The following is a 21,135-nucleotide window of genomic DNA, read 5'->3' on the forward strand; positions in this document are numbered from 1 at the left end:
TCATCTCCCGATGAGGAAGGGCGGACGCCGGTGCGGCGGGTCAACCTGACAGCTCGATGGTTCCTCTGCGGCGCTCGCCCGCCACCGCCTGCTTGAGGAGGAGAATCCCGGCCAGCAGCCAGAACGCGCCCACGACGATCTCCTGGCCGACGGACGACAGGACATCGGGGGTGTTGCCGGAGCTCAGGGCCAGGCGCAGTGCGTCGAGCCCGTGGGTGAGCGGAAGGACTTGCGCGACCGTGCTCACAGGGGTGGACCAGTAGGACACCGGGACGTTCACTCCACAGAACGTCATGAGGGACAGATAGGCGAGGTTCAGCGCGAGGAACTGCAGGGCGGGGAAGCGCATGACGACGGCACCGATGGCGATTCCCAGCGCGTAGGCGGACGCGCCCGTCACGAGCATGAGGGCCGGCACCAGAAGGAGACCGGGGAAAGGCAGGTGGATTCCGAAGACAGCAGCCGCGACGAAGAGCACCGACGTGCTGCTGACGATGCCGACGATCAGACAGTAGATGCCGCGTCCGAGATAGGTGATCGAATAATCGGCGGGCGCCGCCACCTGGAGGGCGAGTGTCCCCAGGGCACGTTCTCGTACCGTGCAGGTGATGACGGCCAATGCCTCGATGCACACGACCGCGGCAGCGTTTCCGATGACCATGTACCGGATGCGCTCGGGCGACTCGACCAGCAGTCCGATGCTGCCGAAGAAGACGACCTGTGCCACCAGTCGGAGAAACCAGCCGAACACCCAGGCGCGCCAGGTGTAGAACGTCGAGAACTCGCGGAACCCGATACGCGCCGCAGTGGTGAAGACGCCGCGCCAAGCAGAAACCAGTCTCATTCCGTCCCCGTGATTCCCTGGGCGCGTGCACGGTGCATGAATCGGTTCACCACGAGGATTCCGAGACCGAAGGAGACGCCGCCCAGCAGGCACAGCGCTCCCAGTCGTGGTCCGAAGTCCTGGACGGGAGCCGGTTCTGTCGAGGAACGTAGGAGGCCGGCGCTCCAGTAGAGGTAGATGAACCAGCTGACCGGTTTGATCCACACAGGCAGGAACGTCACGGGCACCAGGACGCCGCCCAGGACGTAGAAGGGATACCCGAGGGCGTTGGCGAATCGCTTTGCTGATCGCGCGGTCACGAAGGCCCCGGCCATGACCGTCGCCGTGCCCGCCGTGGCGAGCACGGTCGTCAGAAGCGTCGTCAGGACATGCCACGGGTGCGCGGTGGGCAGCGGAATGCTGAAGAAGACGCGAGCGGTGAGAGCCGCTTCGGCGAAGGCGAGGAGGCCGGCCGCGGAGACGACGAGAACCCGGCCCGTGAGCATGAGGGAGAGGTTCGCCGGCGATGCGGTGAAGAGTTCCAGCATGCCCTCTTCGCGGTCGTCGTCGATGACCGAGCCGGCGAGGTCGAGGGAGACCAGCCAGAGCGCCATCAGGGTGGGCGCGATCACCGCATAGGGAGCGAGGTCCGAGCGGTCCGCGGCGTTCAGCGAGGAGAGGAAGATGGCCGAGAAGAACGGGATCGTGGTGAAGACCAGCAGATGGCCGGGGTTTCTCCGGAAGAGGCGGAGCTGGATCCTCGCTCCGGCGCAACACTCGTTCATACCAAGAGCCCTCGATCTCCCACCACGGCCACGTAGACGTCCTCCAGGCTCGGCAGACTGGTGCGCAGCATGGTGACTCCGCCCGCGACGAGCAGCTCCAGCACCGGGCGTATCGCTCCTGGGGAGTCCGTGTTGACCTGGATCCAGTCGCTCGGGCGGGTGTCGATCGAGGCGACGCCGTCGATGTCGCGGATCCTCTCGACCAGCTCGGCCGGGACGTGCTGCGCCTCCACCCGCTCGAACGCCGTGATCCACTGGCCGATGGTGTCGGGACTGGCCGTGCCTACGACCCGGCCGCGGTCGATCAGGGTGATGCGGTCGCAGACCGCCTCGGCCTCACGCATGTCGTGGGTGGTGATCAGGATCGTCCGACCGTCCCTGCGCAGGTCGTCCACCAGCGTGCGGAACTCGCGAGCGGCCACGGGGTCCATGCCCACGGTCGGCTCGTCCAGGATGACGACCTCGGGATCTCCCACCAGTCCCCGTGCCAGGTGGAGGCGCTGCTTCATGCCGCGCGACATGTGGTCCGCAGGCGTGTCCGCCTGCTCGCCCAGCCCTATGCGTTCCAGGAGGTCGCCGATGCGGGTGTCGCGGTCGCGCTTGGACAGGCCGTGGAGTGCCGCCCAGTAGTCCAGGTTCTCGCGGGCGGTGAGCCGGCCGTAGAGCCCGCGCTCCCCACCGAAGACGATGCCGATCCGGCGGCGGACTTCGACGGCGTCGGTGGCGACGTCGTGGCCCAGCACCGTAGCCTGGCCGGAAGTCGGCAGCAGCACTGTCGAGAGGATTTTGATGAGGGTGCTTTTCCCGGCTCCGTTGGGGCCCAGGATTCCCCGCACCTCACCGGATTCTATCTCCAGGTCGATGCCGTGAAGCGCCGTGAAGGACTTCTTCTCCGAGGAGCGGAACAGGCCGTTCCGGATTCTCGTGGTGTAAGTCCGCGTTAATTCCCCGACGGCGATGGCGTGATTCATTTCTGGTCTCCCCCGCCAGGTGATTGTGCGATAGCCGCGACGAGCAACCCGATTTCAGGTCTTTCGAATACGGTCCGCATGGTCACCGGCACACCGAAATTCGCTTCGATCCAGGTGCTGAGCTGAGCCGCGTTCACCGACGTGAGGCCGAGATCGAACAAGTCGTCGTTCTCTCCGGCCGCTGTCCCCGTCAGAACTTCCACCTGTTTTGTGACGAGTTGTCGCGTTTCCGCCTCGTCGAATTCGGGACGCATCGATCCAGGAGATCATGATTGGCCGAGAGGGGTCAAGACGCGTTCGGCAGGGCCCGGTCTGCGTTGCCGCGATGATACTGATGGCGCCCCTTAGGTCCGTCTTGTCGAGGTTCTCCGGGGTGATCAGGATCTCTCTTCCGATATCTCTGGACTACGGCAGTTCCGGCTGCGTACGTTGGGTCCGGGGGCTTGATCGTCTGGCGCCCGTGCACTCCCGTCCGGATGTTTGAGACGGGCGACGACGTAAGTGCTTGCCGATGTCTCCGGAAACCGTGGGGGTGTTGTGACTCACTTCAGGCGAGATCTCTACAGCGGCCGTGTCGTGGTCATCACGGGCGGTGCCACGGGAATCGGATTCGGTATGGCCCGCGAGTTCGGGCTGCACGGCGCGCACGTCGTGCTGACCTCGCGCAGCGAGGAACGTCTGGAGGCCGCACGGAATCGGCTCGACGGGCTCGGCGTGAGCTGTGCCGTCGTCCCCTGCGACGTACGCGACGAGGACGCCGTGGTGCGCATGGTGGAGGCGACGATCACCGACTCCGGCGGCATCGACGTGCTGGTCAACAACGCCGCGGGAAACTTCTATTCACCGGCCGAGACCATGTCCAGCCGGTCGTTCCGCACCGTGATCGACATCGATCTGCTCGGCACGTTCCACTGCACCCGCGCCGTGGTCCCGCACATGATCGAGCAGCGTGCCGGAGCCGTGCTCAACATCGTCATGACGGATCCCCACCGGGGGAGCGCCCACTTCTCCCACGCCGCGGCCGCCAAGTCCGGGGTGCTCGCCCTCACGACGAGTTGGGCACGGGAATGGGGCCGTTACAACATCAGGGTGAACGCGCTGGCCCCAGGCCCGACGCCCTCGAAGGCCGCCGTCAACAACATGGCGGTCGGCCGGCCGGGGGTGCCCCCGTCCTTCGAGAAGCACCGCAGCCGCATCCCGCTGGGCCGGCTGGGGAAGCCGCAGGACTCCGCCTTGGCGGCCCTGTTCCTCTGTTCGGACGCCGCCTCCTACATCACCGGCGTGAACCTCGCCGTCGACGGTGGCATCTCCCTCCCTGTCATGACCACGGAGATCGAGGACCCCGCGACCGAGTGACGCGGCGTCGATCCCGTGCCGGTGTGCGGCACGGTCTCAACCATTGGCAAGACAAAAGGAATCTGACTGTTCGATGGCCGCTGACGAAGATGACCTCATAGCAGTGATCGGCCTGGCAGGCCGATTCCCCGGGGCGCCTGATGCGGCGGCCTACTGGGCGAACCTGGTGGCCGGAGAGGTGAGCCTCTCGCCTCTGACCGACGAGGGATTACGCCGGGCGGGTGTGCCCGAGTCCAGCATTCAGGACCCGTCGTACGTCAAGTACGCGCCCCTGCTGGAGAACGCGGGCGACTTCGACGCGCGCCTTTTCGGGTTCACCCAGCGCGAGGCGGAGCTGCGGGACCCACAGCAGCGGATCTTCCTGGAGGTCGCCTACGCCGCACTGGAGGACGCGGGCGTCGACCCCCGGCGGACGGCGTCGTCCATCGGGGTCTTCGCGGGCGGCGTGACCAACCGCTACGCGGACCTGAACGTGCGGCGCAACGCCAAGGCGGTCCGGAGGTACGGCGAGATCGGGATCCAGGCTGGCAACCACAACGACTACATCTCCACCATCGTCGCCTACAAGTTGGACCTCCGAGGCCCGGCCTTCACCGTGGCCACGGCGTGCTCCACCTCGCTCCTGGCCGTGCACATCGCCTGCCAGACGCTGCGCAGCGGGGAGTGCGACGTGGCCCTGGCGGGCGGCGTACAGCTGGAGATGCCGTACGGCGCCGGTCACCGCTGGGTCAAGGGCGGCCTCTATTCGCGGGACGGCCGCTGCCGGCCGTTCGACGCGGACGCAGACGGGACGATCTTCGGCAGCGGCGCCGGCGCGGTCGTCCTCAAGCCCCTCGCGGACGCCCGGCGGGACGGGGACCGCGTCCTCGCCGTCATCCGCGGGTCCGCCGTCAATAACGACGGCAACCGCAAGGCCGGATTCACCGCCCCAAGCGTGGAGGGTCAGTTCGCCGCCGTCTTCGAGGCGTTGACCGTCTCCGGCGTGGACCCGGCACACATCGGCTACGTAGAGGGCCACGGGACCGGTACCGCGATCGGCGACCCCATCGAGGTGCAGGCACTCACCCGGGCGTACCGGGAGTTCACCGACAGGCGCGGCTACTCGCTGCTCTCCTCGGTCAAGGGCAACATCGGCCATCTCGGCCCCGCCTCCGGTGTCACCGGCCTCATCAAGGCCGTCCTCGCGGTCGACAAGGGACTGATCCCGGGCACCGCCAACTTCTCCACGGCCAACCCCCTGATGGATATCGCCACGACCCCCTTCGAGGTCACGGCGGACACCGTTCCCTGGCCGGTCTCGGGGCCGCGCTACGCGGGCGTCAGCTCGTTCGGCATCGGTGGCACCAACGTCCACGTGATCATCGAAGGACTGCCGGCGGCCGAGCGGGCCACCTCCTCGCGCCCCGCCCTCGTCCTGCCGCTGGCCGCCGCCTCACCCGTCTCGCTCGCCGAGTCCGCCCGCCGGATCAGCGAGCACCTCGACACGTCCGGAGACGACGGGGCCGATGTCGCCCACACGCTCCGGCGCCGTCCGCTCCACCACACGCACCGGCTTGCCGTCGTCGGCGACGACCCGGCCGACATGGCGGAAGCCCTGGCCGATCTGGCCGAACGCCCGACGGAAGCACCCTCGAAGGCCGGACCGCTCGTCTTCGTCTTCCCCGGCCAGGGTGCCCAGCACGCACGCATGGCCGCGGAGCTGTACACCTGCGAACCGGTCTTCCGCCAGGCGTTTGAGGAGTGCCTCACCTCCTTCGGTGAACCGGTCGCGGAGGCCCTGCGCGCGTGTCTGCTCTCAGCCGACCCGGACGCGGAAGCCCTCGCCACCGAGAGGCTGCGCGCCACCGACCTCACCCAGCCGGCCCTGTTCGCCGTCGAATGGGCCCTCACCCGGCTGTGGGCCTCCTGGGGCGTCCGTCCTGACGCGCTGATCGGCCACAGCATCGGAGAGATCGTCGCGGCAACCGTCGCCGGCGTGTTCGACCTTGCCTCGGCGGCCCGGCTGGTCGTCCGCAGGGGCGAGCTCCTCGCCCGCACTCCGCACGGCCGCATGATCGCGACGTCCATGTCCCGGGCGCAGGCCGAGACGTTCCTGGCCCACCACCCCGAGGTGTGGATCAGCGCGGAGAACGGTCCCCGGGCCTGTGTGCTCTCCGGAGCGTCCGAGGCGGTCGCCAAGGCTGTCGACGAGCTGTCCGCCCGGGGCCAGCGGACCGTGGAGCTCCAGGTCGACCGGGCCTTCCACACCCCCCTCACCCAGGACGCGGCGGACGAGCTCGCCCGCTTCGTCGCAACCCTGCCCCTCACACGCCCCGCCGTCCCCTGGGTCTCCAACGTCACCGGCCAGTGGATCAGCGACGAGGACGCCATCGACCCCTCCTACTGGGGTCGGCAGATGCGCATGCCGGTCCGCTTCAGCGATGCGGTGGAGGCGGCCGCGGAACTCGGCCGACCGCTGCTCCTGGAGGTCGGACCGGGCCAGCTGACGCCACTCGTACGACGCCAGGTGACCGGCGCCCGAGGCGGTCAGGCGGTGGCTTCGCTGCCCACCGGCAAGGAGACCGGCGGCGCTCTCAAGACGCTCTACCGTGCCGTGGCGAACCTCTGGCAGGCGGGCGTTGACGTCGACTGGGCGCGGCTCACCCAGGACGAACGGCGGCCGGGCGTCACCGTCCCCGGCTACGTTTTCGACCGGCAGACCTACTGGATCGACCCCGACCCTGACGCCGAGCGCGGAGCTCACGACACTGCGCCGGCCGCACCCACGGATGAGGCCGAGGGCGGATTCGTCGACGATCGCGTCACCGTCCCGACCTGGGTGGAAGCCCCCCCGCCGGAGCTAGGCTCCGACGCGGTGGCCGGCCGAGACTGGCTCATCCTTTCCCACGAGGCCGTACCGCGCTTCACCGAGCGCCTCCGTGCGGAAGGAGCGGCGCGCGTCACTGTGGAGGGCCCCGACGGGCGGTTCCCCGGTGGCCTGCCCGCCGCCGTCCGCGAGTGCCTGCGCGAGGGCTCCGAGCCGCTGGAGATCGTGCACCTCTGGGCGTTCGGGGCGCGGCCCGAGGGACTCTCCGACGCCCAGGCAGCCGAACACTGGCTGGAGCACGGATACCGCTCGCTCCAGCGGCTCCTGCTGGAGATCGGCAAGTACGCCGCCAAGGACCGGCCGATCCGGATCACGAGCCTGGTGAGCGGGCTGTGGGACGTGTCGGGAGCGGACAGTGAAGGCGTCGAGCCCGGTAAGGCGCCGATCGCCGCCCTCCTCGACGTCGCCGTCAAGGAACACGAAGCGCTGCGCACACGGGTCCTCGACCTGGCGCCCGGTTCGCCCGGCGAACTCGACTCCGCCCTGGCCGAGCGGTTCTGGTCCGAGATCGTCGATGACCACGGCACTGGTGCCGGGCGGTGCGCCGTACGCGGCCACCGGAGGTGGACGCCCTCGTTCCGCCCCGTCCCGGAAGACCTCGTGCACGCGGCCGTGCCCGCCGTGGCGGCCGGTGACGTATGGGTGATCACCGGCGGCCTGGGCGCGCTCGGTCTGGTGACCGCGGAACGCCTCGCCCGCTGTGGGCCGGTCACTCTGGTGCTCGCGGGGCGCGGCGGCCTGCCCGACCGCGCGGCGTGGTCCCGGCCCGACGCGCTCGACGCGAGCACGCGCCGGGCCGTCGAGGCCGTGCTCCGCATGGAGGAACTCGGCAGCACGGTCCTTCCGCTGGCCGTGGACGTGACCGACCGTGACCGGCTCCGCGCGGCGCTGGATCGGGTCCGTGAGGAGTTCGGCCCGGTCACCGGCGTTGTACACGCCGCCGGAGTCGCGGGCGGCGGCATGCTCGCGGTGAAGGACCCGGCCGAGGCGGAGAAGGTACTGCGTCCGAAGATCACGGGGGCCCTCCTCCTCGACGAGCTCCTCGGGGACCAGCCGGAGACCTTCATGCTGTACTCCTCAGTGGCTGCCGTCACGGGACAGTTCGGCCTGGCCGACTACGCGGCGGCCAACGCCTTCCTGGACGCCTTCGCCCACGACCGCAACCGTCGCCGCCCCGGCAGGACCGTCTCGGTCAACTGGCCCTCCTGGTCCGGAGGGGGCATGGCGGTTGACGCGGCGGCGAACCAGTCCCCGTTCCTGCGCGAGGCCGAGGACCAGCGGAGGAACGAGCCCGTCGTCATGCCGCTCCCGGACGGTCCGACGGGGGAGCGGTCGTTCCGCGTCCGGCTCACCCCCGCCTGCTGGCTCGTCGACGAGCACCGGCTGGGCGCCACGCCCGTGCTTCCTGGAACCGGACACCTGGAGCTCGTCCTCCGCGCCGCCCGGACGTTCCTGCCGCTGCCGGTCGAGCTGACGGACGTCACGTTCACCGCGCCCGTGGCCGTACCCGACACGGTGGAGCTCACCGTCACCTTCAGCTCCGAGTCCGGCGCGGAGGGCACCACATGGCGGTTCCGCACCGAGCGGGCCGACGGCGACGACGGGAAACGCCGGATCGCCCACGCCCAGGGACGGGTGTCCGCGACCGACGACGGTGCGCCGCCCCGCCACGACCTCACCGCACTGCACGCCGCTCACACGGAACCCCTGGCGTCGCCGCGCTTCAACGACGGCTGGGGACTGGTGACGGTGGGTCCGAGGTGGCTGAACGTGACCGGGGTGCGAGGCGACGGGCGGACCGCGCTCGCGGAGATCCGCCTGCCGGAAGAGTTCCGCGAGGACTGCGGCGTCAACGTCCTGCATCCCGCGATGCTCGACTGCGCCACCGCGTTCGCGGTCCCCCTGCCCGGCGACAGCAACGCGCTGCCCTTCACCTACCGGCGGGTCGTCGTGCGCGGCCCGCTGCCCGACCGGATCACCGCGCTGATCAGGGTGCGGCCGGACGCCCCGAAAGGCGTGCATCTGCGCGACGTGGCCATCCTGGACGAGCAGGGAGACGAAGTGGTCACCGTCGAAGGGTTCGCACTGCGTGAGGTCGAGCGGTCCATGGCGACCCGGGCCGTCCGGAACGCAGCGACGACGGCCGTACCGGAGCAGCCCCCAGGGGTCGGCGGCCCGGACGGCGACGAAACCTTCCTGGACGCCTCCGAAGGCGGACGGCTGTTCGAGGCGTTCACCGGCGCGGCGCTCGGCCCCCAGGTGATCGTGGCTCCGGAAGGTCTCTCCCGCAAACTGCGCCGTACCCGCTCGCTGACCATCTCGTCGGTGCGGCAGTCGGCGTCGTCGCGGCCCGTGCAGCCCGCCGCTCAGGCTCCTTCGCCGGAGAGCGCGGATCCCGCCGCGCCGACCGTGGACGCGAACGTGCGGCTGTTGTGGGCGGAGATCCTCGGCGGCTCCGGAGCACCGGACGACGACTTCTTCGAGACGGGGGGCGACAGCCTCGCGGCCGTCCAGCTCGTCGAACGGGTACGGGAGGAGCTGGGAGTGGAACTGCCGATCTCCGCGCTCTTCGACCACCCCACGCTCACGGAGTTCTCGACGGCCGTGGACAAGGCCCGCAACAGTGCCTGAGCCGAGGGCCGGCCAGCCCGGGCACCACGTCCCGCTCGCCGACGGAACCTTCGCGGTCTGGGACCAGTGCGTCCTGCGGACGGCGGGCATGCCGTTCGACTGGATCACCGGTCTCGAGGCGCCGGGTCTGCTCCCGGACCCGGGGGCCAGCCCCGTACCGGAGGAGTTCGCTGTCCCTTTCGCGCGGGAGCTGCGCGGCACGGTCGAGCGGCTGCGCGACGCCATCCGGCAGCCGCGGTTCCGCGAGGCCGTGGCGTGGCAGAACCCCCAACTGCTCGCGCGGTACGTGGACGCGTTCTCCGCAGGGCCGGTTCCGGAACGCCTCACCAAGAGCGACCGCAAGAAGGCGATGCGGCTCACCCGCTACCTGCAGCGGTACTGCACCAAGAACGAGACCATCGGCTTCTTCGGCCCGGTGGCCTGGACGCAGCTGAACGACGGCCATGGCCTGAGCGTGAGGACGGGCGCCCAACTGCTGCGAAGCCGGTCGCTGCACTTCGAGAGCTGGGCCGTCGACGCCGTCGGCGCGGCGCTCGTCAGGCGCTTCGGGCTACGCCCCTGGCTCGCGCCCCGACGCAACCCGTCCGTGGCGGTGGAAGGAGACCGGGCCGTCGCACCCCAGCGGCAGCCGGTCCTCCTGGACGAGCTGTCCCTCGCGCTGCTCAACGTCGCCGAGGGCACACGTTCCGCGGCGGCCCTGGCCGAGGAGGCTGCCTGGCTGGGGTTCGTCGATCCCGGAGCGGAGGACGAGGTCTTCGAAAGGCTCGACGACCTGGTGCAGCGCAGGCTCCTGCGCTGGGACCTGGTGCTGCCGCTCGGATCCTGGCCCGAGCGTGAACTCTGCGCACGCCTCGACGCGGTGGGGGACGCCCGGGTGCGGGACCGGGCCCGCGCGGAGGTGAACCGTCTGCTGGCGGCGCGGGACACGGCGCATGCGGCCGCCGGGGACGCCGACGCCGTGGTCCGGGCCGTCGAGGAACTCAACGCGGTGTTCGAAGAGGTGACGGACGCGGTGTCCTCACGCAGGCCGGGTGAGTTCGCCGGTGGGCGGACCCTGGTCTACGAGGACGCGCAGCGTGACGTCGACGTTCGGTTGGGCGGTGACATGCTCGCCGGGATCGGCGACGCCCTCGATCTCGTCCTGCGCTCGGCCCGGTGGCTGACCCACCAGGTCGCCGCGCACTGCTGCGAGGTCGCCGACCGGTGCTTCGACAAACTGCGGACACGCGGGGACGGGGGACCGGTCCGCCTGAGCGCCATGACCCTGCTCCTCGGGCCCCATCTCATCGACGGGAAGGACCTGATCACCGACCGCGCGGGCGCGGAACTGAAGAAGCGGTGGTGGGACATCCTGGGACCCGCCTGCGGGGACGGCACGGCTCCCGTGCGGCTGACGTCGGCCGAACTCCGCGAGCGAGTGCAGGCGGCGTTCGACTGCCCCGGCCCCGGTTGGACCGCGGCGCGGTACCACAGCCCGGATCTGATGCTGGTGTACCCCGGCGGCGCACGGAGCGCGACGGGCGGCACCTTTTTTGTTCTCGGTGAACTGCATGCGGCCGTGAACACGTTGGAGAACCGGGTGTACGCCGCCCAGCACCCGGACCCCGACTCGCTGGCGCGCCGGGTGGCGGACGACGGCCTCACCGGCCGCATCGTGCCGATGCTGCCCAAGAACTGGCGGGCCGTCACCTCACGGACGTTCCCGCCCCTGACCCACCTGCTGCCGGACTACACGTACTGGTCGATCGGTGACGATCCCGGCGGTGCGCCGGTCGACGACGTGCTGCCGGCCGGCGGTCTGCGCGTCGAGCGGCACGACGGACGGTTGCGGGTGCGGGACGAGAGCGGCACCTTCGACGCCGATCTCGTGGAAGTGCTGGGCGAGTTGCTGTCCATGGTGACCGTCGACTCGTTCGGTATGGTGCCGCCGCAGCCGCACCAGCCGAGAATCGTCGTGGACGACCTGGTCGTGGCGCGGGAGACATGGCGCGTCCCCATCGCCGCGACGGGGCTCACCCGGAGCGGCGACGACGCCGCCAGGTTCCTGGCGTACCAGCGGTTCGCAGAGCGACTCGGGCTGCCGCAGAGGGTGTTCGTCCGCGTCACCGGGGAGCGCAAGCCGGTGTATGTCGACCGGCGGAGCCCCTTGCTGATCACCTCGCTCCTGCACCTGGTGCGAGGTGCCGCCGAACGGCCCGGCGCGGAGGTGACGGTCACCGAGATGCTTCCCGACCGGGAACACCTCTGGCTGCCGGACGCCGACGGCGATATGTACACAAGCGAGTTCAGGCTTGTCGCCGTCGACCGAGCGGGAACACGCTGATCGGTAGACTGAAGGCCCGTACGTCTCCTGTGCTTCGGCTGGGAGGTGCTCTGAGTCTGTGCCGCGTCCCGTGGAGGAATGATCTCAGTGTTGACTATGCAAGAAGCTCTCCTGGTGCTGAACAAGTACTGGACCGAGCACGGCTGTTTGGCCGTTCAGCCCATGAACACTGAGGTAGGTGCGGGCACACTCAACCCCTCCACGTTCTTGCGGGTCCAGGGACCGGAGCCGTGGCGTGTGGCCTATGTCGAGCCGAGCGTCCGCCCCGACGACTCCCGCTACGGCGAGAACCCCAACCGTCTGCAGACGCACACGCAGTACCAGGTGATTTTGAAGCCGGAGCCCGGCAACGCCCAGGAGTTGTTCCTCGGCAGCCTGCGCGCCCTGGGGATCGACACGGCCGCGCATGACATCCGCTTCGTCGAGGACAACTGGGCCTCGCCCGCGCTCGGAGCCTGGGGCCTCGGCTGGGAGGTGTGGCTCGACGGGCTGGAGATCACCCAGTTCACCTACTTCCAGCAGGCCGGCGGCATCGCCCTGGACCCGGTGTCCGTCGAGATCACCTACGGCATGGAACGGATCCTGATGGCGCTGCAGGGCGTCAGCCACTTCAAGGATCTCGAGTACGCCCCCGGCGTCACCTACGGCGAGGCGTTCGGCCAGGCCGAATACGAGATGAGCCGTTACTACCTCGACGAAGCCGACCTGGACACCCAGCGGACGCTGTTCGAGGCGTACGCGGGCGAAGCCCGCCGCATGCTCGACGCGCACCTGCCCGTGCCCGCCTACTCCTACGTCCTCAAGTGCTCGCACACCTTCAACGTGCTCGACGCGAGGGGCGCCATCTCCACCACCGAGCGGGCACGCGCGTTCGCCCGGATGCGCGGCCTCGCCCACGAGGTCGCCGCCCTGTGGGTCGCGCGCCGCGAGGAACTCGGCTTCCCCCTGGGCACCGGCTCGGGCCCCGCCGTGACCAACGCCCCCGTGGCCGACGTCGCCGTGGCCGATGTCGCCGGGGCACCGGTCCTCGCGGGGGTCCCGGCGGTGTCCGACGCCCCGGCCGGGTCCCCGGCTCCCGGTGCCGCGCATCAGACCGAGGCCCCCGGGGACGCCGCCTCGCGGCAGGCGGCGACGCTGGTGCTGGAGATCGGTGTGGAGGAGATGCCGCCGGCCGAGGTCACCCGTACCTCGCAGGCGGTCCGGGAGACGCTGACGGAGAAGCTGGCCGCCACCCGGTTGGGCCACGGTGACGTCTCCGTCTTCGCGAGCCCCCGGCGCGTCGTGGCCGTGGTCGAGCAGGTGCACCCGCGCGAGTCGGACCACGAGCAGACAGTGCGCGGACCGCGGGTCTCCGCGGCCTTCGATACGGAGGGTAACCCCACGAAGGCCGTCATCGGCTTCGCGCGCAGCAACGGTGTGGACCCGGCCGACCTCGGCCGTGTCTTTGTCGGGGGCAAGGAACACGTGGCGCTCACCCGCCAGGTGGTCGGACGTTCCGCGGACGAGGTCCTCTCCTCCCTGCTTCCCGAGGTCGTGACCGGCCTCCGTGCCGAGAAGAACATGCGGTGGAACTCCCCGGGGCTCGCCTTCACCCGTCCGATCCGCTGGATCACGGCTCTGCTGGGAGAGCGGGTCATCCCTTTCGCGGTGTCGACCCTGACTTCGGGACGCATGACTCGGGTGCACCGTGACGCGGCCCATCCGACGGTGGAGGTGACGACCGCCGAGGGCTACCTCTCCCTGCTGGAGCGGCACGGCGTCCTCGCGGACGCGGCCGAGCGCCGGCGACTCGTGGTGGACGGTGCGACCCGGCTCGCCGCCGAGGTGGGCGGACGCATCGACGTGGAGCGCCACGGGGGACTGATCGACGAGATCACGAACCTGGTCGAGGCCCCGACCCCGATCCTCGGCAGCTTCGACCCCGAGTACCTCGTGCTGCCCGTCGACATCCTCGTCACGGTCATGCGGAAGCACCAGCGCTACCTTCCCGTCGTGGACGCGCAGGGACAGATGTTGCCGTACTTCGTGGCGGTGGCCAACGGAACGTGTGACCACGACCTCGTGCGGCGCGGTAACGAGGCCGTGCTGCGCGCCCGGTACGAGGACGCCTCCTTCTTCTGGAAGGCGGACCTGGAAACCCCGCTGGCCGAGATGAAGGAGAAGATCCGCCTCCTCACGTTCGAGGAGCGGCTGGGCTCCATGGCGGACCGGGCTGACCGCATCTCGGCCGTGGCCCGCCGGCTCGCGGACGCGCTGGGTATCTTCGGTGCGGACCGCGAGACGCTGGAGCGGGCGACCTCCCTGACCAAGTTCGACCTCGGTTCTCAGATGGTCACCGAGCTGTCCAGCCTCGCCGGTGTTATGGCGAGGGAGTACGCCGTCCGGGCCGGGGAGCGGGAGGAGGTGGCGCAGGCGCTCTTCGAGAACGAACTGCCCCGCTCTGCCGGCGACGTGCTGCCGGCCACCCTCCCGGGCGCCCTGCTCGCCCTGGCGGACCGCTTCGACCTGCTGGCAGGTCTGTTCGCGATCGGGGCGGAGCCGACCGGCAGCTCCGACCCGTTCGGCCTGCGGCGTTCCGCGCTGGGAGTGGTCAATATCCTGCTCAGCCGTGACGACCTTGCCGCCCTCACGATCCGGCAGGGACTGGAGATCGCCGCCGAACACCAGGCAGTTCCCGTCGAGGCGAAGTCCCTGGACGGCACGGTGCAGTTCGTGCTGCGCCGCTTCGAGCAGCAGCTCATCGAGGCAGGTTCGGCCACCACGGACGTACGGGCGGTGCTGGTGCGGGCCGAGACGCCGCTCCTGGCCGCCCGCACCCTGGAGGAGCTGGAGAGCCTGCGCGGCGATGACCGCTTCGCCGCCATGCTGGCGGCGTTCCAGCGTGTCCGTCGCATCGTCCCAGCCGGCGTGCAGGCCGGCTATGGCGCCGAGCTGTTCGAGGTGCAGGCCGAGCACGCCCTGCACGCTGCTCTGAGCAAGAGCCGCCAGGTGCTCGACGGGGAGACCTCGCTGCTCCGCTTCACGGCGGAGACCGGAGACCTGGTGGACGCGGTGAACTCCTTCTTCGACGACGTCCTGGTGATGGCCGAGGATCCGCGCGTGCGGGCGAACAGGCTGGGCCTGCTCGCCGCCGTGCGTGACCTCGCGGAGGGCATCATCGACTGGGAAGCGCTCGCCTGACGGGGCACGCCTCCGGCTGAACAGGACGGACAGGGCAACGGCCTGCGTCCCGTCCCGCGCACACGCGGGACGGGACGCAGGCCGTTCGCGTGCGCCGGTGCCGATTTCCGCTCGGCTCCGCGCCTGTTCCGGGGATATACCAGCGGTAGACCGTTCGTGTGGCCCGATATGTGAGGCTGATCTTCAGTGGTCGGAAAGCAAATGCAAACTGTCCACATCCTGCCCTTTCTTTAAGGAGGCTTTTGGATGCCCAAGCCACGCGAAAAGAAGGACAATCACCTGCTGTACGCCGATGCGGTCGCATCGCGGGGCAAGTCGGGCGTTTGGTTCGGCGAGCGTGAGGACTTCAAGTCCAAGCAGGTCAGCGTCATGGACGCTCTCAAGGAGAAGGTCGAGTGGGTCCCGGTCGAGAACGCTGTCATGGCGATCAGCCTTGACCCGCCCGGCATTGTGGTGATGGCTCCCAACCCGTCCCTGCCCGGCATCATCGTCCTCGCGGATGGCGCCACGGCGGAGAACACCGAGTACCTCAAGAAGCACTACACCGAGATAGTCCAGGGTGTTCTGAAGGACGAGGAAATCGCGGAAGAAGCGTAATTACGCGATTAGTCGTCACCCCCTGTTGCGGTGTCCTTGGCGCTTCGCGAAGACACCGCAACAGGTGCATGTGCTGTGCCATTCATACGTGAGCATGGCTGGTTCCGCGTGATTAGGAGGTCGCCATGACGAGCGATGTCGATCGACTCTGGAACAAGTATCTGCTTCTTGCACAGGGTTCCGAGGGGATTGTTTTCGACCCGGTATCCCTGGAGAGCGTCAGTCTTACCACCGACGAGATGCGGCGGCTTGAGGCGAGCGAGCCCGAGCTCCTCACCGAGATGAAGCAGCTCGGATTCTCCCCGGAACAGCCGACGGCGACGCAGCGTGAACGCGTCCTCGACCGGGTCCGCGGCATGGGGACGCCGGCCCGGATCAGCGGCTACCGCATCGTGGTGACCGACACCTGCAATATGCACTGCACCTACTGCTTCGTCGACACCAACACCGGGGCCGACGACATCACCATCCCCGACCTGCGCGAAGGGCTTGAGTACCTCTTCGAGCAGAACGCCGGCCGGGAAGAGGTCACCATCCAGTGGTTCGGCGGAGAGCCGACCACCCGGTTCGATCTGATGAAGTACGGCGACGAGTACAGTCTCGAACTGGCGGAGAAGTACGGGGTGGGCCGCGTCCAGTTCACCGTGGTCACCAACGGCGTCCTGCTCAAGGACGACATGATCGAGCACTTCAAGAAGTACAAGTACGGCGTCGGCGTCTCCTTCGACGGCCGCCCCGACGACAACAAGATCGAACGCTTCCTGCTTTCCGGGAAGCCTGCCGACGGACGCATTCACCGCAACATACAGCGGCTGCTCGAAGCAGGCGTGCACGTGGGATGCAACCTCACGCCCACGCCGACCAACGTGAGCGACCTGCCGGACACGGTGGAGTACGTTCTCTCGCTCGGCATCAACTTCATCTACGTCAACACGCCGATCCCGATCTCCGGACGCTGGCACGTCGACGGCGAGGCGCTGACCCGAGCGGTCTTCCGTTCCCGGCTGCTGGCGCTGTCCCGGGGTGCCATGCTCTTCTCCTCGCTGGACCGCATCTACCAGGCGCTGGACACGCGCCTGCCGAAGATGTATGAGCACATCCAGCAGGACGGCGGCCTCAACGCAGCGCTGCTCTCCCGCGGGCGGATCTCGATCCTCGACCTCAACTGGCGCGACGACTCCTTCGTCTTCCCGATCAGTGAACTCCGGGAGAACCCGGGTCTGCTGGGCCAGGCCGCCAAGAACCTGCTGCCGGCCCCGCAGTGTGGAGACTGCTCTGCCGCCGCCGTCTGCGGCGGCCCGTCGCGGAACGACGTCTCGCTCCGGCGCAACGCCGAGCCGGACCCGCAGATGTGCGACTTCTTCCAGGTGGGTCTTCAGCTGGCTCTCACCGACCACACGGGGCTGCAGTGAGCGATCAGATCGGCGCACTCCGAGGAGTGCTCGTCTCGACCGCTGACAACTGCGCGGTGAACTGCCGGTTCTGTTTCCGCGCCGACGTCGGCCGTGATGTCCTGAGCCTCGACACCTACGCACGGGCTCTGTCCCGCCTCCGCGAGATCGGCATCGACGAGCTGTGTCTCTCCGGCGGCGAGCCGACCGACCACCCGGAGTTCGGCCGGCTCGTGCGCGTGGCCCTGCAGTTCGGCTTCCGGGCCTCGGTGGTGACCGCCGCCCGGAGCGGACCGCGGCTCGACGCGCTCGCCGAGGTGGCGGGCATGCTCAGTCACGTCACGGTGTCCGCAGACAGCCGGAAGGCGGACGAGCTGGGCCGTACCGGCCGGACCATATCGTCGACCCCGAAGGTCTTCGAAGCGCTCGGGCACCACCGGGCCAGCCTGCACGTCACGGCCTACCAGCTGGACGACGACGATCTCACCGAGATCGCGGCGGTGGTCGAGGCCGCGGAGGTACCGGTCGAGGTCAGCCCGCTGCTGCCCTCGCCGACGTTCCGTTTCGAGAATCCGAACCTGGCACGCGACCTGGAACTGATCTCCACGTCGTTCGGCATGTCCGACCAACTGCGCACGGTCGTGTCGGACTACCACGCCTGGCTGCACGGTTCGGTGCAGCGGTCCTGCGAGTCCGTGCGGCTGTACCTGTCGGCCGACGGGTACCTCCGGCGCTGTCCCTACGACAAGTCGGGGCAGGTGTCGGTCACCGCCACGAGGCAGGCGATCCACGAAGCGCTCGACCGATCGTTCTGCACGCCGCCGACGACGGGACTCGCCTGCATGGCGATCTGCCGTCCGGACAACGAGGGGTGAGGTACGCATGGCCATGACCGGAAACCAGCCGGCCGTCGTGGTGGGCACCATGCGGTGCTCGGGATCGTTCAACGGCCTGATGGTCCTGGGGCGCGACCCGGAGGCGGGCGGTGCGTTCATCCAGCGGGCGGCTGCGAAGGGGTTCGCGGCCTTCGACACGTCTCCCATCTACGGCCGCGGGGCGGCGGAGGAGGACCTCGGCAACCACCTGCCCGGCGACGCCGCCGTGTGGACCAAGGTCGGTGTCGACATCACCAGCCCTCTGCCCACGCTCGACTACAGCCTCGAAGGGATGGCCGCGTCCCTGCAAGGCAGCCTGAGGCGGCTGCGGCGCGATCAGGTCGACGTCGCCTTTGTGCACAATCCAGAACCCGCGAGGGTCTCGGACATCGACCTGGCCGGGTTCGCCCGGCACTGCGCGGAGACCGGGCGGGCGGCCCTCATCGGCGTCAGCGTGCTCCTGCCGGAGGTGAGTCTGCCGCAGATCGCCGGCAGTCTGCCGGCCGGCAGCGTGGTCATGTGCGAGGCGGACCAGTTGGATCCCGACGACACCGCCACGCTCGCACTGCTCCGTGACTACCGTCTCGTGGTCCGCAGCCTCTTCTCGGGCGGCTCGCGGCTGCACACCGTGGCGTCCGACCTGAAGACGAAGTCGATCTCCGCCAGGATCGAGGAGATCCACGAGATGTACGCGCCCGAAGCCGTCGTCATCGGCCCCCGGACCGTCGAGCAACTGGACGACTATCCGGCCGGGTCCGTCTGGAGGACAGCTACCCGAAAGCGGTACTCAGCCCAGGAGACCCATGCAGACGCTTGAGCACAACGTGGCCCAGCAGCTCAGGGTGTTCGGCTTCGCCCGCATCGAACAGGCGGCGGCCGGGGTGATCGACGATCTGACGCGCGCCTTCGACCGGGTGATCGAGCCGCCGGCGGGGGATGTGCCGGACGAACGGGTGACCAAGTTCGATGTTCACACCGAGATGCCCGAACTCGCGCTCGTCACCGAGTCGGAGTGGGCGCGGACGGTCTGCCGAACCTTCTTCGAGCGACAGTTCCAAAACGTGACCAGTGATGCCAATCTGCTGGTCGGTGACTCGTACTGGCACTCCGACGGGTTCTACCACACGCCCTTCCTGCGCTTCGTGCTGTACCTCGACGCCACCGCGGACGATGCGGGAGCGCTGCGCTTCATCGCAGGATCGCACCGAGCCGACAACGGCTGGCTGGGAGACCCCACGCGGCACGTCATCCGGCACCACCAGGACCTCGGCCTCGACGGCAGTGACATACCTGGCGTCGTGGTCGAATCTCGGCCCGGTGATGTCATCGTCTTCGACACGAACGTCCTGCACTCCGCTTGGCACGGGGGCGTCCGGCGGCAGCTGGCCTTCAATTGCGTCGGCGAACCGGTGACCGAAGCCGAACGACGCGACACCCGTCTCTATTTCCTCAATCGCTACGTCTCCGGATCGGTGCCGATCGGATGAAACCAGCTCCCTTCTCAGTGACCGAAGCCGAGGTCACCTATTTCAGGACGTTCGGCTTCCTGCACCTGAGCGGTGTCCAGACCGACCTGGCGCCGGCGATCGCCGACGCCTTCGAAGGTGTCTTCGCCAAGGAACTCCCGAGAGTGGGCCGGCACGGTCGCGCGGGAGTGGCCCGTATCGCGGAGCGCAGCGAGGTGCTCCAGGAGACGCTGCTGACCGACGGCCGATGCCCGCTACTGGCGCGGCGGCTGCTGGGCGGGGACGCCGTGTATGTCGGCGGTGACGGGGTCCGCTACAACGGTGACACCTACTGGCACCGGGACGGCAACCACCGTGCTCTCCGGCTGCTCAAGATCGTCCAGTACCTGGAGCCGCTCGGTCCCCACACCGGAGCCCTCCGGTTCATCCCGGGTACGCACCGTCGGGGCGGGAGCTGGGACGGCTTCGCCGCGGAGATGGAGAGTCCGGCCCGCCATCTCGGCCTGAAACCGGCCGAGGTGCCGTGCTTCACCGTCGCATCCTCACCGGGTGACCTCATCGCCTTCGATCCGCACTCCTACCACGCGTCGTTCGGCGGCGTCGACAACCGGCGTCAGATCACCACCACATACGCCGCTGCTCCGGAATCGGCGGAAGCCAGGCGCGAATTGACCGAGTACCTGCTCGCCGATCGGTCTGTGCTGTGAGCCAGCGATAGAAGGGATGGGTTTGTCATGGATGACGCGACCAAGAGGATCGGCGTGCCGGCCCCTCACCGTGAGCTGATCAGCAGGCTGCGGTGGGAAGCCCATAAGTGGCTGCATGAACAGGGCTACGCGGAGATCGTCCTGCCGTCCATCTGGGTCCAGTCGGAGGAATACGGCGTCGAGGAGTTCTCGCTCGCGCACAGCAGGATGTCCGCCGACCTGGACCTCAGGCTCCTGCAGTCCCCCGAGTTTCCCCTCTTCAGCGCGATGGCCGAGGGGCTGACTCCGAGCTACACGTTCGGCCGCTGTTACCGGTACGAGGCGGACGCCTCGTTCTCCGACGGCAACTACCTGATGGAGTTCGAGCAGCTGGTCTTCGCCCAGAGCGGCACGACGGTCGAAGAGATGGCGGCGCTGACGGATCAGCTGGTGATCCATCTGGCGAAGGTGCTGGGGATCGACCTAGACCAGCGGGAGTTCTTCCACCTCGGCCCCGGCGGGCTCGTGCCCGAGCACATCACCAACGGTCTGGCCGTCGAGTGTCTTGCGTTCCTCACCCTTCCCGAGGAGAGCACGCTCGAACACCGCGACCGGCTGCTCAAGAAGCTCACGGATGCCGGGGCCCGTTGCTTCGCACTGGACGCGTCCGCGGACGAGCCCGGCCCGCAGACACTCGCCGCTCAGCAGCGGTACCTGATCGACTGGAGCGACGCCGACCACGACGCGGTCGAGGAGATCGTGCGGAAGGCTGCCGGCCCGGGTCTCAACGCCACCTGGAACATGTACCCGCCCTTCCACTGGCGGCCTTCCGAGGTGACCGACTCGACCTACCGGGTCCGGTCGATCACCTCGCGCCGAGAGCGGGCCGCCGACGGCAGCGAGTGCATCACCGACGCGGAGTTCTACCTGGGCGGCCTTGAGGTGATCCACATTCGCGGCTACGCGGACCACACCCAATTCCTGGAGAACCTCGAACACGCGGGTCTGCCCGACCTGCGCCGACGCTACGAGTACTTGCTGCCCGTGCTGGAAAAGGCCCCGTCGGGGATGGTGGCCAGCTTCATCGGGTGGGAGCGGCTCATAGCCGTCCTCCTGGGCCTCCCCTCGGCCTCCGACGTGCCCTACTTCCCCCGGGCCGGGAACGGGGCTCCCCGCTGGTGACCG

The 21,135-nt window shown here is 69.0% G+C and carries 15 protein-coding genes; 11 read left to right on the forward strand and 4 right to left on the reverse strand.

Translation table 11 applies throughout. The annotated features are described in order from the left end of the window. Positions 1-40: 40 nt before the first annotated feature. Genes ABT114_RS13715 through ABT114_RS13730 form a run of 4 tightly spaced genes read right to left on the reverse strand, consistent with a single transcriptional unit; the run spans position 41 to position 2,833 of the window. Positions 41-844, reverse strand: coding sequence for an ABC transporter permease (locus ABT114_RS13715; protein WP_351141968.1), 804 nt, complete (start codon positions 842-844; stop codon positions 41-43). Then, positions 841-1,608 (reverse strand): ABC transporter permease, encoded by a 768-nt coding sequence (locus ABT114_RS13720; protein ID WP_351141970.1) that lies wholly within the window; start codon positions 1,606-1,608, stop codon positions 841-843. Before ABT114_RS13720 ends, ABT114_RS13715 begins: the two co-directional genes overlap by 4 nt. Continuing rightward, positions 1,605-2,579 carry an ABC transporter ATP-binding protein gene (locus ABT114_RS13725; protein WP_351141972.1) on the reverse strand — a complete coding sequence of 325 codons (975 nt, stop codon included), beginning with the start codon at positions 2,577-2,579 and terminating at the stop codon, positions 1,605-1,607. Before ABT114_RS13725 ends, ABT114_RS13720 begins: the two co-directional genes overlap by 4 nt. Beyond that, complete coding sequence (locus tag ABT114_RS13730) at positions 2,576-2,833, reverse strand: acyl carrier protein (protein WP_351141974.1); 258 nt, start codon at positions 2,831-2,833, stop codon at positions 2,576-2,578. The genes ABT114_RS13725 and ABT114_RS13730 overlap by 4 nt, the downstream gene beginning before the upstream one ends. 283 nt (positions 2,834-3,116) lie before the next feature. On the opposite strand from ABT114_RS13730, the gene ABT114_RS13735 reads away from it, so the two are divergent. From ABT114_RS13735 to ABT114_RS13785, 11 genes are all read left to right on the forward strand, one after another. Further along, entirely contained in the window at positions 3,117-3,935 is an 819-nt protein-coding gene (locus tag ABT114_RS13735) for an SDR family oxidoreductase (protein WP_351141976.1), read from the forward strand. Positions 3,936-4,008: 73 nt separating this feature from the next. Next, positions 4,009-9,432, forward strand: coding sequence for an SDR family NAD(P)-dependent oxidoreductase (locus ABT114_RS13740; RefSeq protein ID WP_351141978.1), 5,424 nt, complete (start codon positions 4,009-4,011; stop codon positions 9,430-9,432). Beyond that, entirely contained in the window at positions 9,425-11,755 is a 2,331-nt protein-coding gene (locus ABT114_RS13745; protein WP_351141980.1) for a lantibiotic dehydratase, read from the forward strand. Before ABT114_RS13740 ends, ABT114_RS13745 begins: the two co-directional genes overlap by 8 nt. 96 nt (positions 11,756-11,851) lie before the next feature. Further along, the gene (locus tag ABT114_RS13750) at positions 11,852-14,935 is read left to right on the forward strand and encodes a glycine--tRNA ligase (RefSeq protein ID WP_351142218.1); all 3,084 of its coding nucleotides are present in this window, start codon (positions 11,852-11,854) and stop codon (positions 14,933-14,935) included. 246 nt (positions 14,936-15,181) lie between these two features. Next, positions 15,182-15,532, forward strand: coding sequence for a hypothetical protein (locus ABT114_RS13755; RefSeq protein WP_351141982.1), 351 nt, complete (start codon positions 15,182-15,184; stop codon positions 15,530-15,532). A gap of 125 nt (positions 15,533-15,657) precedes the next feature. Next, the gene (locus tag ABT114_RS13760) at positions 15,658-16,944 is read left to right on the forward strand and encodes a radical SAM protein (protein ID WP_351141984.1); all 1,287 of its coding nucleotides are present in this window, start codon (positions 15,658-15,660) and stop codon (positions 16,942-16,944) included. Further along, positions 16,941-17,798 (forward strand): radical SAM protein, encoded by an 858-nt coding sequence (locus ABT114_RS13765; protein WP_351141986.1) that lies wholly within the window; start codon positions 16,941-16,943, stop codon positions 17,796-17,798. Before ABT114_RS13760 ends, ABT114_RS13765 begins: the two co-directional genes overlap by 4 nt. Positions 17,799-17,811: 13 nt before the next feature. After that, positions 17,812-18,615, forward strand: coding sequence for an aldo/keto reductase (locus ABT114_RS13770; RefSeq protein ID WP_351141988.1), 804 nt, complete (start codon positions 17,812-17,814; stop codon positions 18,613-18,615). After that, entirely contained in the window at positions 18,602-19,285 is a 684-nt protein-coding gene (locus ABT114_RS13775; protein ID WP_351141990.1) for a phytanoyl-CoA dioxygenase family protein, read from the forward strand. The genes ABT114_RS13770 and ABT114_RS13775 overlap by 14 nt, the downstream gene beginning before the upstream one ends. A 17-nt stretch (positions 19,286-19,302) precedes the next feature. After that, complete coding sequence (locus tag ABT114_RS13780; RefSeq protein ID WP_351141992.1) at positions 19,303-19,971, forward strand: phytanoyl-CoA dioxygenase family protein; 669 nt, start codon at positions 19,303-19,305, stop codon at positions 19,969-19,971. Positions 19,972-19,998: 27 nt separating this feature from the next. Continuing rightward, positions 19,999-21,132 (forward strand): amino acid--tRNA ligase-related protein, encoded by a 1,134-nt coding sequence (locus ABT114_RS13785; RefSeq protein WP_351141994.1) that lies wholly within the window; start codon positions 19,999-20,001, stop codon positions 21,130-21,132. The last annotated feature ends 3 nt before the right edge of the window (positions 21,133-21,135 follow it).

The organism is Streptomyces sp. NPDC002088 (assembly GCF_040296605.1).
Classification (GTDB): Bacteria; Actinomycetota; Actinomycetes; order Streptomycetales; family Streptomycetaceae; genus Streptomyces.

What these genes read in the sequence shown, in the direction of transcription:
- ABT114_RS13715 (WP_351141968.1), bottom strand. Translation starts at nt 844, where the DNA reads ATGAGACTGGTTTCTGCTTGGCGCGGCGTCTTCACCACTGCGGCGCGT.
- ABT114_RS13720 (WP_351141970.1), bottom strand. Translation starts at nt 1,608, where the DNA reads ATGAACGAGTGTTGCGCCGGAGCGAGGATCCAGCTCCGCCTCTTCCGG.
- ABT114_RS13725 (WP_351141972.1), bottom strand. Translation starts at nt 2,579, where the DNA reads ATGAATCACGCCATCGCCGTCGGGGAATTAACGCGGACTTACACCACG.
- ABT114_RS13730 (WP_351141974.1), bottom strand. Translation starts at nt 2,833, where the DNA reads ATGCGTCCCGAATTCGACGAGGCGGAAACGCGACAACTCGTCACAAAA.
- ABT114_RS13740 (WP_351141978.1), top strand. Translation starts at nt 4,009, where the DNA reads ATGGCCGCTGACGAAGATGACCTCATAGCAGTGATCGGCCTGGCAGGC.
- ABT114_RS13750 (WP_351142218.1), top strand. Translation starts at nt 11,852, where the DNA reads ATGCAAGAAGCTCTCCTGGTGCTGAACAAGTACTGGACCGAGCACGGC.
- ABT114_RS13755 (WP_351141982.1), top strand. Translation starts at nt 15,182, where the DNA reads ATGCCCAAGCCACGCGAAAAGAAGGACAATCACCTGCTGTACGCCGAT.
- ABT114_RS13760 (WP_351141984.1), top strand. Translation starts at nt 15,658, where the DNA reads ATGACGAGCGATGTCGATCGACTCTGGAACAAGTATCTGCTTCTTGCA.
- ABT114_RS13770 (WP_351141988.1), top strand. Translation starts at nt 17,812, where the DNA reads ATGACCGGAAACCAGCCGGCCGTCGTGGTGGGCACCATGCGGTGCTCG.
- ABT114_RS13775 (WP_351141990.1), top strand. Translation starts at nt 18,602, where the DNA reads ATGCAGACGCTTGAGCACAACGTGGCCCAGCAGCTCAGGGTGTTCGGC.
- ABT114_RS13785 (WP_351141994.1), top strand. Translation starts at nt 19,999, where the DNA reads ATGGATGACGCGACCAAGAGGATCGGCGTGCCGGCCCCTCACCGTGAG.